We start from the raw sequence: 14,205 nt of genomic DNA on the forward strand, positions 1-14,205 counted from the left end.
GCCGGCCGGCGCTTGGCGCCGGCCGGTTCAGGCTTAGAATTCCTGTTGATGGGGTTGGCCCTGCTTGCGGGGGGCGTGGGCGAAGCCAGGCTTGTTGGCCAGCACGTTGTTGGCGCGGTCCAGGTCGATGTCCTTCTCCCAGCGGGCGATGGCCACGGTAGCGACGCAGTTGCCGATGAGGTTGGTCAGCGCCCGGCCGATGCCCATGAACCAGTCCACCGCCAGCACCAGCACCAGGCCCACTACCGGGATCGCCGGTACCGCGGTCAGGGTGGCGGCGAGAATCACCAACGCCGAGCCTGGGATGCCGTGGGCACCCTTGGAAGTCACCAGCGACACCAACAGGATGGTCAGCAGGTCGCTCATGGCCAGCGGCGTGCCGGTGGCGTTGGCGATGAACACGATGGCCAGGGTCAGGTAGATGGAGAAGCCGTCGAGGTTGAACGAGTAGCCGGTGGGGATCACCAGGCCGACGGTGGAGCTGCCTATCCCTAAGTGCTCGAGCTTGCGCATCACCTGCGGCAGCACGGCATCGGAGGAGGCGGTGCCCAGTACGATGCTCAGCTCCTCACGCAGGTATTTGATGAAGGGCAGCAGGCGCAGGCCCGACAGGCGCATCACGGTACCCAGGACAATCAGCACGAACCCGGCGCAGGTCAGGTAGAACAGCGCCACCAGGCCGCCCAGGTGCTGCAGCGAGCTCAGGCCATATTTGCTGGTGGTGAAGGCGATGGCACCGAACACACCGATCGGCGCCAGGCGCACGATCATGCCCATGATGCGGAAGATCACATGGCTCAGCTCGTTGATCAGCCGCGAGATGCCCGAGGCCGATTCACCCACCAGGTTCAAGGCGCTGCCGAACAGCACCGAGAACAACAGCACCTGGAGGATGTTGTTGTCGGCGAAGGCACCCACCACCGAGGTGGGGATCAGGTCCATCAGGAAGGTGGTGGTGCTGTGGATATGCGCGCCACGGTCGGCCAGGGCGCCGGCGTCGGCACTGGAGAGTTGGTCGAGGTGGATGTTGGCGCCGCTGCCGATACCGCTGGTAAAGGCGAATACCAGGCCGATCACCAGGGCCAGGGTGGTCAGCACTTCGAAGTAGATGACCGATTTGAGGCCGATGCGCCCGACCTTCTTCAGGTCGCCGGCGCCGGAAATACCGCTGACCACCACGCAGAACACGATCAAGCCGATGAGCATCTTGATCAGCTTGATGAAGCCGTCACCCAGGGGTTTGAGTTGCAGGGACAGGTCGGGGAAGCTCAGGCCACAGGCAACGCCTAGGGCGAGGCCGAGCACAACCTGGAGGAAGATCGAACGCGAACACCATTTGAGCATGGGAGGGATCTCGGGTCGGTGTCCTTGCCCCCCAGCCACACGGAGCGAAAGAGTGCAGGACTTAATTATTGTGGTCTTACCGGTTTGTTCACTGCGAGGGTCATGTAACGCCTAAATTTGCCTGATTGCAAGATTTTTTGGCCATACCGGTCTGACCAGTTGTGGTGCAGCGCGGTCGACTCTGCTCTGCTGTGGTGCGCGGGGGAATTTCAGGGCTTTGCGAGGACCTGATCAATGGCGACGATCAGCTTGCCCAGGTCCTTGGGGGGCGCTCTGTGGATGGCACGGAAGAGGTAGGCACGCTGCTCTTCTTCGTCGTCCGGCTCGGCGAAAAAGGTTTTGAGTCTCACCCCCAGTACATCGGCAAAGCCGCTCAAGGCCTCGATGCTGGGGGTGTAAGTGCCGGTTTCGAAGCGGCTTATGGTCTTGGGGTCGAAACCGGTCAGTTCGCCCAGTTGCGCTTGCGTGAAGCCCGCCAGTTTGCGGTAGCGGCGCAGGGCAGGACCGAGGCCAGAACTCGTCATCGCTCAATTCCCATTTAGAATCAAGCACTTAACGATATCTATTCGCTTAGCACAACGCCACGATTCATCACCTTTATTTGCAAAATGTGATGGAATTCGTAGAATCGCCAGCTTTGACTGATCAGTCATTCAAGTATCCCTCCAGGGGGAAACGGGCCCTTTCGGACCGCGACACGCTGCTGTTGGGTACTTTGAGCTGATCCAGGATGAACCGTTCCGATGCCCCGACATCCCGTCTGGTCGCTCGTCGGGCCGTTCGCGAATGGAGTTGCATCGTGCGTCTGAACCTCCCGGTCAACCCGGTCGAGCAAAGCTTCCCCGAACACCAGCGGCTCATTTCGGCCACCGACACGGCCAGCCTGATCACCTACTGCAACGCCGAGTTCGCCGCCATCAGCGGCTATAGCCAGGCCGAGCTGATCGGCAGCCCGCACAACCTGGTGCGCCACCCCGACATGCCCGAGGCGGTGTTCGAGCTGATGTGGCAATACCTCAAGGCCGGCCAGAGCTGGATGGGTATCGTCAAGAACCGCTGCAAGAACGGCAATTTCTACTGGGTCAGTGCCTATGTCACCCCGATTCTGGAGAACGGCCAGGTGGTCGGTTACGAATCGGTGCGCGTGCGCCCCAGCCGTGAGCAGGTAGCCCGGGCCGAGGCGCTGTATGCCCGGTTGCGGGCGGGCAAGGCTGCCTTGTCGCCCGCCCGGCGCCTGGCGTTGCTGCAGCGTGCCATGGCCGTGCCATTGCTCGCCGGCGCGCTGGCCATTGGTGCCAACCAGCTGTGGCCGGGCCTGCCGGCCCAAGGGCTGACCCTGGCGTTGTTCGCCGGTGTCGGCGTCTGGGCCCAAAGCCGCATGCGCCGGTATCTGCAGGGGATTGCCGAGGGCGCCGGCAACACCTTCAGCGACCCGCTGGTGGCGCTGACCTACAGCGACCAGGCCGGTGCCGCCGGGCAGCTGGAACTGATCCTGATCAGCGAAGAGGCGCGCCTGAAAACCGCGCTGACCCGCCTCAGCGACCTTGCCACGCAGATGGCCGACGCCGCGCAGGATGCCGGGCGGCTGTCGCGCGGTACCGAGTCGGCGCTGCTCGAACAGCGCGCCGAAACCGACCTCACTGCCACGGCCATGACCGAGATGGCCGCCTCGATTGGCGAAGTGGCCGGCCATGTGCAACTGACGGCACAAGAGGCGCACACCGCGCACCTGTTGGCCGAGCAGGGCAGCCAGGTCGCCGATGCCACGGGCGCGGCCATTCGCGGGTTGGCCGACACGGTCGGGCAGATCAACCAGGCGGTCAACGACCTGGCCGGTCAGACCGGTGCCATCGCCGAGGCCGCCGGCATGATCCGTGCCATCGCCGAGCAGACCAACCTGCTGGCGCTCAATGCCGCCATCGAGGCGGCCCGAGCAGGCGAACAGGGGCGTGGTTTTGCGGTGGTGGCCGACGAGGTGCGCGCGCTGGCCGACAAGACCCGCCAGTCCACCCTGCATATCCAGACGATCATCGACACCCTGCGCAGCGGTGCCGAGCAGGCGGTGAGCATCGCCAGCCTGGGCATCGACGGCGCAGGCCAGGGCGTGACCCAGGTCGCCCAGGCCCAACAGGCCTTGCAGGGCATCCGCCAGGCCGTGTCGCGCATCAGTGACATGAGCCAGCAGATGGCGGCGGCTTCACAGGAGCAGTCGGCAGTGGCCGAGGATGTCTCGCGGCAGATCAACGGGGTGGCCGGCACGGTTGCGCAGAGTGCTCGTCACGCCAACGCCGCCGCTTCGCGCGGTGCCGAACTGGAACAGGTGTGCGCCGGATTGCGCGCCCTGGTGGAGCGCTTCAACCGCTAGGTTGCCAAGGTTATGGACGACAACTATCGCGCAGCCGTGGATGCGGCTGCGATCTTTTCCGAGACCGACCTGCAGGGTCGGATCACTTACGTCAACCAGCAGTTCTGCAGCATTTCCGGCTACAGCCGCGAGGAACTGTTGGGGGCCAACCACCGCATCCTCAATTCCGGCTTGCATGAGCCGAGCTTCTTCCTCGACATGTGGCGGGCCCTGGCGGCCGGCCGGGTGTGGAAGGGCGAGATCTGCAACCGGGCCAAAGACGGATCGCTGTACTGGGTCGACAGCACCATGGTGCCGCTGATCGACCCGCACACCGGCAAGGTCCGCAAGTACGTGTCGATCCGCTTCGACGTCACCGAGAAGCGCCAACTGCTGCACACGCTGCAGTGGCGTGTCGGGCATGACGTGCTGACCGGCCTGCCGAACCGCGCCTACCTTTCCGACCTGCTCAACCAGGCGTTGGCGTTTTCCCGGCGCGAGGATGTGCCGCTGGCGGTATGCATGCTCGACCTGGACGGCTTCAAGGCGGTCAACGATGGTTACGGCCATGCCGTCGGCGACCTGCTGCTGGTGCAGGTCGCCAAACGCCTGCAGGGCATCCTGCGGGGCGGCGATGCGGTGGCGCGGCTGTCCGGTGACGAGTTCGTGCTGATCCTGCGTTATGTCGAGGGGCCTCAGCAGTTGCAGGCGGCCTTGCAGCGGGTGCTGAAGGCGCTGGCCGCGCCCTATGCGGTCCGTGAGCACTCGCTGAGCCTCAGCGCCAGCATCGGCGTGACCCTGTACCCCCAGGACGACGAAGACACCGACACCCTGGTGCGTCATGCCGACCAGGCCATGTATGTTGCCAAGCAACGCGGGCGCAACCGCTATCACCTGTTCGACGTGTCCCAGGAGCAAGAGCTCAAGGCCACTCACCAGACCGTGGCGCGGGTGCGTCGGGCCCTGCGTGAAGGTGAGCTGTGCTTGTACTACCAGCCCAAGGTGAACATGCGCAGTGGCCAGGTGATGGGTTTCGAGGCGCTGCTGCGCTGGCTGCATCCCTCCAAAGGACCGGTGCCCCCCGGGGATTTCCTGCCGCTGGTGGAGCAGACCGACCTGATCGTCGAGTTGGGCGAATGGGTCATCGACCAGGCCTTGAGTCAATTGCAGCAGTGGCGCTTGAGCGGATGTGACTGGCCCGTCAGCGTCAATATCGCCGCCCGGCAGTTGCAGCGCGGTGACTTTACCGAGCGCCTGGCCCAGTTGCTGGCGCGTCATCCGGGGGTGCCGCCTGCGCGGCTGGACCTGGAAATCGTCGAGTCGGTGGCGATCGACAACCTGGCCCGCGTGGGCCGCTGCCTCGACGCCTGCCGCGCGCTCGGGGTGAGCTTTTCGCTGGATGACTTCGGTACCGGCTTTTCCTCGCTGAGCTACCTCAAGCGCCTGCCGGCGCATACCATCAAGATCGACAAGTCCTTCGTGCGCGACATCCTCCATGACCAGGACGACCTGGCCCTGACGACCGCGGTGATCGGCCTGGCCCGGGCCTTTGGCCGCGAGGTGGTGGCCGAGGGTGTGGAAAGTGTCGAGCACGGATGTGCGCTGATGGCGCTGGGTTGCGAGCTGGCCCAGGGCTACGGCATCGCCCGGCCCATGCCGGGGGATGCCGTGGCGGGATGGGTGTCGAGCTATCGTCAGCCGGCGCAATGGATGGCCGGCTGACGACGGGCGCGGCATGCCGCGCCTACCGACTCATTCGCGGTGGACCTGGACCATGGTTTCGGTCAGCTCGCGCATCAACTCGGCTTCGTCTTCCGTGCGACAACGTAGCAGCAGGTTCGCGGCCTGCTGGTAGAGGGTGCTCTCGTTGGGATAGCGACCGCTGGCCAGGTTGACGCGTTGCAGCACACCGTCCACGCGCCAGGCTAGCCCATCCACATGGCCCACCTCACGCTCCAGTGCGTCGATGTAGGACGCTGGCACCGCGGGGCCGGTATAGGCTCCTCCTTCGGCCGAAGCGCCAGTGAGCGTGTCGAAGTATTCCGAGGCGCCCGCCCAGCGTTCGGCGAGCCTATCGAAGGCCTCTGGCCGCATACGCCGCAGCCAGGCCTGCCAGAAGGGTTGGTCCACTGCCCAGTGTTCCAGGGTGTTGGCACCCGTGCCCTCGATCACGGCATCACCCAGGCGCTGCAGCGTCGGCCCATCGAGGTGCGCCAGTTGCGGGAAACGCATGGCCTGCGGTTGCGGCGGCAGATTCAGCCTTTGTCGTAACTGGATGCGCGCATGCAGGGCCATCTCCAGTTCGTCGGGGTGGTCGCTGACCAGCTCCTGGTCGTTAATACCGTCATCGGGGTGCAGGGCCGGTGCCGGGTTGTCTGTCGGATGGTGGTCATCGGCCCGCAAGGCCGTGCGTCTGGCCAGGCGCGCCTGATAGAGGGCGCCGACACGCTCGTCGAGCAGGCGCTGACGCAGCAGGGCACGAGCGCTCTGCACAGCGACCCGCTCGTCGGCCTCGGCGACGCCCGCATGGGCCACCGTCTGCCATACCGTCACTTCGGTCTCGACCTGCTGGAACAGCACGATGGCCTGGTCCACGCATTCCTGGGCGGCGTCGTCGAGCAGGTCGTTGATCTGCTGCCAGACCTGTGTCCGGCCCCAGTTGGCACCGGCTTCGCCTTGTTCTTCGCGGGCCAGGGTTTCGACCACATGTTCCATGCGTTGGCGCATCAGGTCTGGGGCGTTCAGGAAGTCCTGTGTATCGGGCAGCCGTTCGAGCAGGCTGTAGAGTGGCTGCCACTGCGGATCGTCAGCCGTTTCGGCAATGTGTAACCGCAACGGCTCAGGCCAGTCGGCGAACCAAGGGTGGGGCTGTGCAAGGGCTGGGGGGACGATGAAACCAGCCTGTTGGAGATTGGCCAGGGCCGCTTCGTCGAAAGGGTTGCCGTTGAAGGAATAGGCGAAGCCCTCGAGGTTGTCGCGTACCGCGCGGGCAAAGGCTGTCTGGCTCAGATCGGGGGCAACGGTGAGCTCGTTGGCGCTCAGGTCCACCTGGCGCAGCACCAGGGGCTCCTGATTCATGAGGGCTTCGAGTCCCTCCGGCCACTGGCTGATGTTGGTCAGCTCCAGGTCCAGTTGCTGCAGGCGTGTCCAGCCGCTCAGATCGGGGGCCAGGGCCAGTGGGTTTTCGTACAGCGTCAGCATCTCCAGACGGTTGAGTCCGGCCAGTGCGGTGCGTGCGGCCTCATCCAGCACGATCGCGTTTTGCCCCAGGCTCAACCCGATCAAGGCCGGCCAGCGTTGCAGGGCCTGGAAGTGTTCGGCGGTCATGATCAGGTCATTGAGGTCGGCCTGGAACCAGGCCAGTGAAGGCAGGGCAGAAAGGCGTTCGAGCGTAGCCACCGAGAGGGTTTGAATGCCATCTGTGAGGTTGAGGCGTTGCAGGTGGGGCATGCGCTCCAGTAGCGCGAGGTTTTCTTCCTGGTCCAGGGCAATGTTGTTCTCTGAGAGATCCAGTGACTGCAGCTCGCGCATCTCGGCCAGGGCCTGGGGCAGGCTATCCAGGCTGTTTTGCGCCAGGTCCAGCAGGCGCAGGCCGGGAAAGGCCTCGAGGAACGCGTTGAGGCCGGGCATGTCCGCGGTATTGAGGCCATTGAGGTTGAGCAGGCGAACGTGAGGCAGGCGTATGGGCAGTGCGGGAACACTGGTGAGGCCATGCCCTTCCAGCACCAGGTTGATATCGTCGATGTTGTCGTGCGGCCCTTCTGCGCTTTCGCGGCGCCAGGCGCTGCGAATACGTTGCGCGAAGGTTTCGCGCAATCCACGATGCTGCTCCAGCGCGACGGGCGCCAGGCCCTCCGGGGCGTGCACCCAGCGTTGCAGTGCGCTGTCGAGCCGGCGGTAGTCGACGAGCAGTCGTGACAGCAAGCGACCGAACGCACCGGCGTGCGGACCGGCCTGGTGGCGCAGGCGCTGACGCAGCATCTCACGGTCGCCCTCCGGGGTGGCGGGGAACACTTGGTCGAACAGTTCGTCTTCCGTCCACGAGGCACGTCCGCGGCCGCTCAGGCGATAGCCAATGCGACGCTCGCCGGGTAGGCGAGTGGGTAGCCGGTACATCGGGCGAACCGGCGTCATGCCCAGGTCCAGGGCGGCTTGCCGACGGTCACTGGCGGCCAGTTCGAACAGCTGGTCGCGCAGTTTTTCCTGCTCATGGATGAGCAGGCCCAGTGCGTCACGTTCGCTGTCGGGCAACGCCTGCAGTATCGCGCGGTTTACATCGCTGCGCCCCGCCAGCTCGTTGCCGAACTCGTCATAGGGGGTGTAGCCATTTACGTTGCGCACCAGGGTCTTGGTGGGCAGCCCTTGCTTGCCTGCGCTTGCGAGCAGCCGCCCATTGAGGCGCGAATCGCGCAGTTCCAGGCGCAGCTTGCCGCGCCAGCCAGGCAGACGTTGTAACGTGGCCAATGCGAGGGCGTCACGGTCGGTGGTGGCGCCGCTGCTCTGGTGCATGCGTGCAAGGGCCTTGCTGATACGGCTTTCACGCAGATACAGGCGTGCGGTTTCAGCCAGCCTCAGCGGGAGGCGCTGCGATTGCTGCAGCTGGGCGATGTCAGGGGCCGAGGCCTGGGCGAGGATTTCCGCGCGGCTGGCCGGGCTGAGTGATGGAAAATCGCGGGCGAGGATGGCCGTCAACGGTTGCTCGCCGACCCAGAGCGTGTTCGGACGCGCGCCGAACGCTTCAAGGCTGTCGAGCAGCAAGGCGGGAATAGGCCTGTGGTCCAGCAACACTCGGCGCAACGCTGGCGCGTCGTAGCCGCTGCACTGCAAGGCCTTGCCAAGGGACTGCGCATCCAACCCTTCAACAACGGGGCCCAGGTGTTCGAGCAACGTGTTTGCCTGCCAGCTCAAGGGGGGATCATGCTCGAACAGCCAGGTGCCTCGGCCATTGCCGAGCAGGACGGGCTGGTGCCGCATGCCCTGCGCCGACGATAGCCGGGCGTAGCCATCGGCAACGTGCTCGAGGGGGAGCGCTTGTTCGTGGCGTTCGAGCCACGCCTTGCCCTCCCACAGGTGCAGGCCCCGGGCATTCGGGCCCTGGCCGGTCGGCCAGGGCCGGGGGCGGGCAAAGGGCGTCAGTTCGCCTGGCCACAGTCGTTGCGCACCATCGGCGCCTGATGGATGCCAGCTGTGCAAGATGCCTTGAGGCTCGATGAAGCGTCCGGCAGCACCCAGGGCAGCAAACTGCGTGAGGCTTGCCAGCACGTCGAACAGGTGACTGATCGCGGCATCGGCATCGCCTTCGTTGGCAGCGTGCACGCCGTCGAGGAATTCGTCGACCAACTGCGCGCCACCGATTACGAGCATCACTTCACCCAGACCGGGCACGAACAGCCCCGCCAGGTTGAGCACCGTCAGGCCGACGCCCAGCCAGCTCTGGATGCGGGCCAATTGGGCATTGGCGTCGCGCTGATCGACGGGGACGGCCAGGGTGGCGGCATCCTGAAGGCGTCGCTCGACCTCGATGCGCGCGTGTTCGACGAAGGCATCCGCACGCCAGGGCGTGAAGGTGATGGCCAGGCGAGCATTCTTGTCGAGGGTCTCCTGCCAAAGGTCGGTAGGAGCCGGGAACGCGCGTTTGAGCCAACTGAACCGTTCCCCCTTTTCCAGCACGGGAGGTGATGGATACAACTCGGCGTACGGATAGCGCGGGTACAGGGTCTGGCGAAGTCGCGCCGCGAAACCAGGTTGAGCGTCAAGGCTGACGTAGCGGTTGAAGAACTCGCGCTCATCCTGGTGCCACAGCATCTGTGTCAGGGCTGTGCTCGCGGCCTGCGCCGATGGGTATTGGCGCAATGCCTGGCGGGGATGGCCCGGCAGGTACAGCAAGCAACGCTCGACATCCTTGTGCGGATCGAGTCGAACCAGCATCGGGCCATGCAAGGGGATGTCGAACAGGCTGAGGAAGCCGCATTGCAACTGCTCGCGGGCCGAGTCGGCAAGACCTGTGAAGACGATTTCTCCCATCAGCGTCCCCTTGGCATCCAGATGCCCTTGCAGGGCCGCCTGGGTCAGCTCGGCGGCGAAGGTGGCCCGGGCGTGCCGGCGCACCAGTTCGCGAAAGCTGTCAGTGTCGATATGGTCGCCCAGGTGATAGCGATAGCGTTGGCCGAGGTCGAGGTTGCGCACGCCGCTGACGAAGATCGTCGCCTGTTCGCCCGGGCGCTTCTCGGTGCTGCGAGCCGAATCGTACAGGGCCACGTTGGCGCCGGCGTCGAAGTTCTGCAAGGCAGCCTCCAACCAGCTGTGGCCAATGCCATTGCTGCGCACCCAGGCCTGGTCGACCTTGGGCAGGGGCTGGCCTGGGAACCAGTGCTGCAGGGCTTGCTCGAGCAGCGGGCGGCAGAAGGTCTCGATGCTCTGCACTGGCGCCAGTGCTTCACTCAGGCGGCGCATCGCGGCATGGCTCTGCCTGACGCGGCGCTGGAGCAAATGACGATCGGCCGTGGACGCCTGCGCGAACCAGGAAGGCATGCGCGTGTGGATGAAGGACAAATGCGGGGACAAGGGGGGATGGGTCATCATCGTTGCTCCGTGTTCGGGGAGCACAGAGGCTAATGACCCAGGACCCTGTAGTCGGGCTACATAATTGATACCCGGCCGGTGGCGGTGTTGCTCACACCTGTGGTGCCGTGCTTTTTACCGAGGCCAGCTCCGGATGAGCCACCAGCTTGTCGATGTGCAGTTCGTCGTTGTTCATCCAGGTCTCGGTCAGCACCCGGTAATGCTCCATGTCGCGGCAGCGCATGCGCAGGCTGTAGTCGAAGTGGCCGCTGATCAGCTGGCATTCGTATACCTGCGGGCAGGCCCGCACGGTGGCTTCGAAAGCACGCTGGGCCGAGCGCCCGCTCTGGTTGGACAAGGCCACCAGCACCAGCAGCGACAGGCCCGGGGAGACCTGCTGCAGGTCGATGATCGCCCCATAGCCGCGGATCACCCCGCGCCGCTCCAGCTTGCGTACCCGTTCCAGGCAGGGCCTGGGGGTCAGGTGCACGAGAGTGGAGAGTTTTTCGTAGGTGATCCGCCCGTGGTGGCGCAGCACGTCGATGATGGCTTCATCGATGCGGTCCAGCGGTGCGGCGGCAGGTGTGGTGGCCTTGGTATCCATATACGGCGTGACTTCACTTCAGGCGATTGGAGAGGAACTGCCGCAGGCGCTCGCTCTGTGGCTGGTCGAGGATTTCGGCGCTGCCGTGCTCTTCGACCAGGCCCTGGTGCAGGAACAGCACCTGGCTCGAGACCTGGCGGGCGAAGCCCATTTCGTGGGTGACCATGAGCATGGTACGTCCTTCCTCGGCGAGCGTCTGTATCACCTTGAGCACTTCGCCGACCAGCTCGGGGTCGAGCGCCGAGGTGGGCTCGTCGAACAGGATGATTTCCGGCTCCATGGCCAAGGCGCGGGCGATGGCCACGCGCTGCTGCTGGCCACCGGACAGAAACGCCGGGTACTGCTCTGCGGCGCGTGCCGGCAGGCCGACCTTGTCCAGGTACTTGCGCGCCCGTGCCTCGGCTTCGCTGGCGCTGATGCCCAGCACCTTGCGCGGCGCCAGGCAGATGTTCTCCAGCACCGTCAGGTGGCTCCACAGGTTGAAGTGCTGGAACACCATGGCCAGGCGTGTGCGCAGGTTCTGCAGCTGGGCCGCTGGCGGGGTGCCCTTGCTCATGTCGAGGGTCTGGCCGTCGAGGGTGATGCTGCCGGCGTTGGGCTGTTCGAGGAAGTTGATGCAGCGCAGGAAGGTGCTCTTGCCCGAGCCGCTGGCGCCGATCAGGCTGATCACGTCGCCCTTGCGGGCTTGCAGCGATACGCCCTTGAGCACCTGGTGCTCGCCGTAGTGCTTGTGCAGGCCGTCGACGCTGAGCTTGATGGCGCTGGCCTGGGCATGGGTGCTCGGGGCCTGGGCGAAGTGGGTGAGTGGCAGTGCGGTAGCGGTCATCAGGTCAGCCTCGGGCAGGGTCAAGGAAGCGCATCCAGCGGCGCTCGGCCAGTCGGAACAGGCCGACCAGGGCGAAGGACAGCAGCATGTACAGCAGGGCGGCCACGCCGAAGGCCTGGAAGGTCAGGAAGGTCGCGGCGTTGGCGTCGCGGGCCACCTTGAGGATGTCGGCGACGGTGGCGGTGAAGGCCAGGGAAGTAGCGTGCAGCATCAGGATCAGTTCGTTGCTGTAGGCCGGCAGCGAACGGCGCAGCGCCGCCGGCAGCACCAGGAACAGGTTGAGTTTCCAGCCGCGCAAACCATAGGCCTGGGCCGCTTCCAGCTCGCCGGCGGGCAGGTTGCGGATGGCCCCGGCGAAGATCTCCACGGTGTAGGCGCAGGTGTTGAGCACGAAGGCCAGCAGCGTGCAGTTGAGCGCGTTACGCAAGAACTGGTCGAGCAGCATGTGCTCGCGCACCACCTGCAGGCTGTACAAGCCGGTGTAGCAGATCAGCAGCTGGATATAGAGCGGCGTGCCGCGGAACACGAAGGTGTACAGCTGCACCGGCAGGCGCAGCCAGGCATGCCGCGAGGTACGCGCCAGGGCCAGCGGCAGCGAGAGCAGCAGGCCGAGCACCATGCTGACCACGAACAGCCACAGGGTCATGGTCAGCCCGGAAAACCCGTTGCCATCGTTGTACAGGTAGGCCGGGCCGTATTGCTGAAGGAGTTCGATCATCGCGCCAGCTCCCTGATGCCGGTGTTGTAGCGCCGTTCCAGGCGTTTGAGCAACTGGTTGGACAAGGTGGTGATGACCAGGTAGACCAGCCCGGCGATGCACAGGAAGAACAGCACGTCGTTGGTGGTCTTGCCGGCGTTCTGCGCGGCCTTGACCAGGTCGGCCAGGCCGATGATCGACACCAGCGCGGTGGACTTGAGCAGCACCAGCCAGTTGTTGCCCAGCCCCGGTAGGGCAAAGCGCATCAGTTGCGGGAACAGCACCAGCCGAAACCGCTGCGCGCGGCTCAGGCCATAGGCGGTGGCGGCTTCCAGCTGGCCGGCCGGCACGCTGAGGATGGCGCCGCGGAAGTTCTCGGTGAAGTACGCGCCATAGATGAAGCCCAGGGTGATCACCCCGGCGCCAAACGGGTCGATCTCCACGTAGTCCCAGCCCAGCGCCTCGGTCAGGTCGTTGAGCCAGATCTGCATGCTGTAGAAGATCAGCAGGATCAGTACCAGGTCGGGAACGCTGCGGATCAGCGTGGTGTAGAGGGTGGCCGGGATGCGCAGCAGCTTGGAGCGTGACAGCTTGGCGCTGGCACCGACCAGGCCCAGCAGCAGGCTGACGGCCAGCGACAGCAGGGCCAGCTTGAGGGTCATCCAGGTGCCCTGGGCCAGCAACGGGCCGAAGCCCTGCAGGCCGTGGGAGAGGAAGTCGTTCATGACAGGGATCTCGCGGGGAGGCCATCGCGGGGCAAGCCCGCTCCCACGTTGTAGTGAGCCCGTGGGAGCGGGCTTGCCCCGCGATCAGCGCTGTAGGTCACTCGTTGTAGATGTCCAGCTCGCCGACGTACTTCTTCTGGATCGCGGCGTAGGTGCCATCGGCGTGGATCATGGCGATGCCTTTATCGAGCAGGGCCTTGAGCTCCGGGTCGGTCTTGCGCAGGCCCATGGCGATGTCCAGCGGCAAGCTCGGGTCCTTGATCGCCGGGCCGCTCTTGAAGTCGGCGCCTTCGGGCTTGGAGAGGAAGTTGAGCTGGGCTTCGAGCTTGTCGGTGACGGTGGCGTCGAGGCGGCCGTTCATCAGGTCGGCGTAGTTCTGGTCCTGGGCCTGGTAGGCCTTGACCTGGGCGCCCAGCGGTGCCAGCACGGCGCGAGCATAGGCTTCCTGCAGCGAGCCTTGCAGCACCCCGACCTGCTTGCCCTTGAGCGATTCGACGGTGTCGCCGAAGCCTGCCGACTTGCGCACGATCACCGAGGTGGGGCTGAGGAACAGGCGGCTGGTGAAATCGATCTGTTTCTGGCGTGCCGGGGTGACGGCCATCGACGACATGATGGCGTCGAACTTGCGCGCCCGCAGGGCGGGGATCATGCCGTCGAATTCGTTGTGCACCCAGGTGCACTTGACCTGGAGCTTTTCGCAGATGGCGTTGCCCAGTTCGATGTCGAAGCCTTGCAGGCTGCCATCGGCGGCGACGGATTCGAAGGGCGGGTATTCGGGGTAGACGCCAAAGCGGATCTCGGTCCATTCCTTGGCCTGGGCAACGGTGGTGGCGCACAACGAGAACAGCAGCACGCCGAGGCGTTTTCGTAGGGTGAGCATAGGTGTAGGTCCCTGGGTGTTGTTATTGGAAGTAGGGGCAGTGCAAGCGTGTGGCTCTGTAACTGTTCTTGTGGGTGACTCGTTGGTCGCGGTCAGAATGCGCGAGGTAGAGCGGTTTTTTGTGTCGTTTGCCGGCGCGCACGGGGCCGGATTCGGCTGTTGAGTAGCTTGTTGCAGCCGAATCGGCTGTTGCGACAAGGATTTATGGAAGTGCGACAGCGGTT

General features: G+C 65.0%; 10 protein-coding genes and 1 pseudogene. 3 read left to right on the forward strand and 8 right to left on the reverse strand.

Translation table 11 applies throughout. The features are described from left to right. Positions 1–33: 33 nt before the first annotated feature. Together ACQ4N9_RS21940 and ACQ4N9_RS21945 are read right to left on the reverse strand one after the other, a co-directional pair. Positions 34–1,344 carry a C4-dicarboxylate transporter DctA gene (locus ACQ4N9_RS21940; RefSeq protein ID WP_347150160.1) on the reverse strand — a complete coding sequence of 437 codons (1,311 nt, stop codon included), beginning with the start codon at positions 1,342–1,344 and terminating at the stop codon, positions 34–36. 209 nt (positions 1,345–1,553) lie between these two features. Continuing rightward, complete coding sequence (locus ACQ4N9_RS21945) at positions 1,554–1,868, reverse strand: helix-turn-helix domain-containing protein (protein ID WP_125858106.1); 315 nt, start codon at positions 1,866–1,868, stop codon at positions 1,554–1,556. 206 nt (positions 1,869–2,074) lie between these two features. Here ACQ4N9_RS21945 and ACQ4N9_RS21950 point away from each other — a divergent pair. The 3 genes and pseudogenes from ACQ4N9_RS21950 to ACQ4N9_RS21960 all read left to right on the forward strand — a co-directional run. Further along, a pseudogene (locus ACQ4N9_RS21950) lies at positions 2,075–2,425 on the forward strand (PAS domain-containing protein); the annotation flags it as partial. A gap of 174 nt (positions 2,426–2,599) precedes the next feature. Beyond that, positions 2,600–3,709: a methyl-accepting chemotaxis protein gene (locus tag ACQ4N9_RS21955; RefSeq protein WP_430933714.1), complete on the forward strand. Its 1,110-nt coding sequence runs from the start codon at positions 2,600–2,602 to the stop codon at positions 3,707–3,709. A 12-nt stretch (positions 3,710–3,721) separates the two neighbouring features. Next, on the forward strand, positions 3,722–5,410 hold the full coding sequence (locus ACQ4N9_RS21960) for a putative bifunctional diguanylate cyclase/phosphodiesterase (protein ID WP_390967500.1): 1,689 nt from the start codon (positions 3,722–3,724) through the stop codon (positions 5,408–5,410). Between the two features lie 30 nt (positions 5,411–5,440). On the opposite strand, the gene ACQ4N9_RS21965 is transcribed toward ACQ4N9_RS21960, so the two are convergent. From ACQ4N9_RS21965 to ACQ4N9_RS21990, 6 genes are all read right to left on the reverse strand, one after another. Next, positions 5,441–10,267: a dermonecrotic toxin domain-containing protein gene (locus ACQ4N9_RS21965; RefSeq protein ID WP_430933711.1), complete on the reverse strand. Its 4,827-nt coding sequence runs from the start codon at positions 10,265–10,267 to the stop codon at positions 5,441–5,443. Positions 10,268–10,361: 94 nt separating this feature from the next. Beyond that, a complete protein-coding gene (locus ACQ4N9_RS21970; protein WP_153787331.1) occupies positions 10,362–10,853 on the reverse strand; it encodes an Lrp/AsnC family transcriptional regulator in 492 nt (163 codons plus the stop codon). A gap of 13 nt (positions 10,854–10,866) precedes the next feature. After that, complete coding sequence (locus tag ACQ4N9_RS21975; protein ID WP_390967619.1) at positions 10,867–11,679, reverse strand: ABC transporter ATP-binding protein; 813 nt, start codon at positions 11,677–11,679, stop codon at positions 10,867–10,869. 4 nt (positions 11,680–11,683) lie between these two features. Beyond that, positions 11,684–12,397: a histidine ABC transporter permease HisM gene (gene hisM / locus ACQ4N9_RS21980; RefSeq protein WP_390967502.1), complete on the reverse strand. Its 714-nt coding sequence runs from the start codon at positions 12,395–12,397 to the stop codon at positions 11,684–11,686. Continuing rightward, positions 12,394–13,101, reverse strand: coding sequence for an ABC transporter permease (locus tag ACQ4N9_RS21985; protein WP_390967503.1), 708 nt, complete (start codon positions 13,099–13,101; stop codon positions 12,394–12,396). Before ACQ4N9_RS21985 ends, hisM begins: the two co-directional genes overlap by 4 nt. Positions 13,102–13,198: 97 nt before the next feature. Then, on the reverse strand, positions 13,199–13,981 hold the full coding sequence (locus ACQ4N9_RS21990; RefSeq protein WP_390967504.1) for an ABC transporter substrate-binding protein: 783 nt from the start codon (positions 13,979–13,981) through the stop codon (positions 13,199–13,201). Positions 13,982–14,205: the final 224 nt, after the last annotated feature.

This window comes from Pseudomonas sp. ES1 (assembly GCF_050586605.1).
GTDB lineage: Bacteria > Pseudomonadota > Gammaproteobacteria > Pseudomonadales > Pseudomonadaceae > Aquipseudomonas > Aquipseudomonas sichuanensis.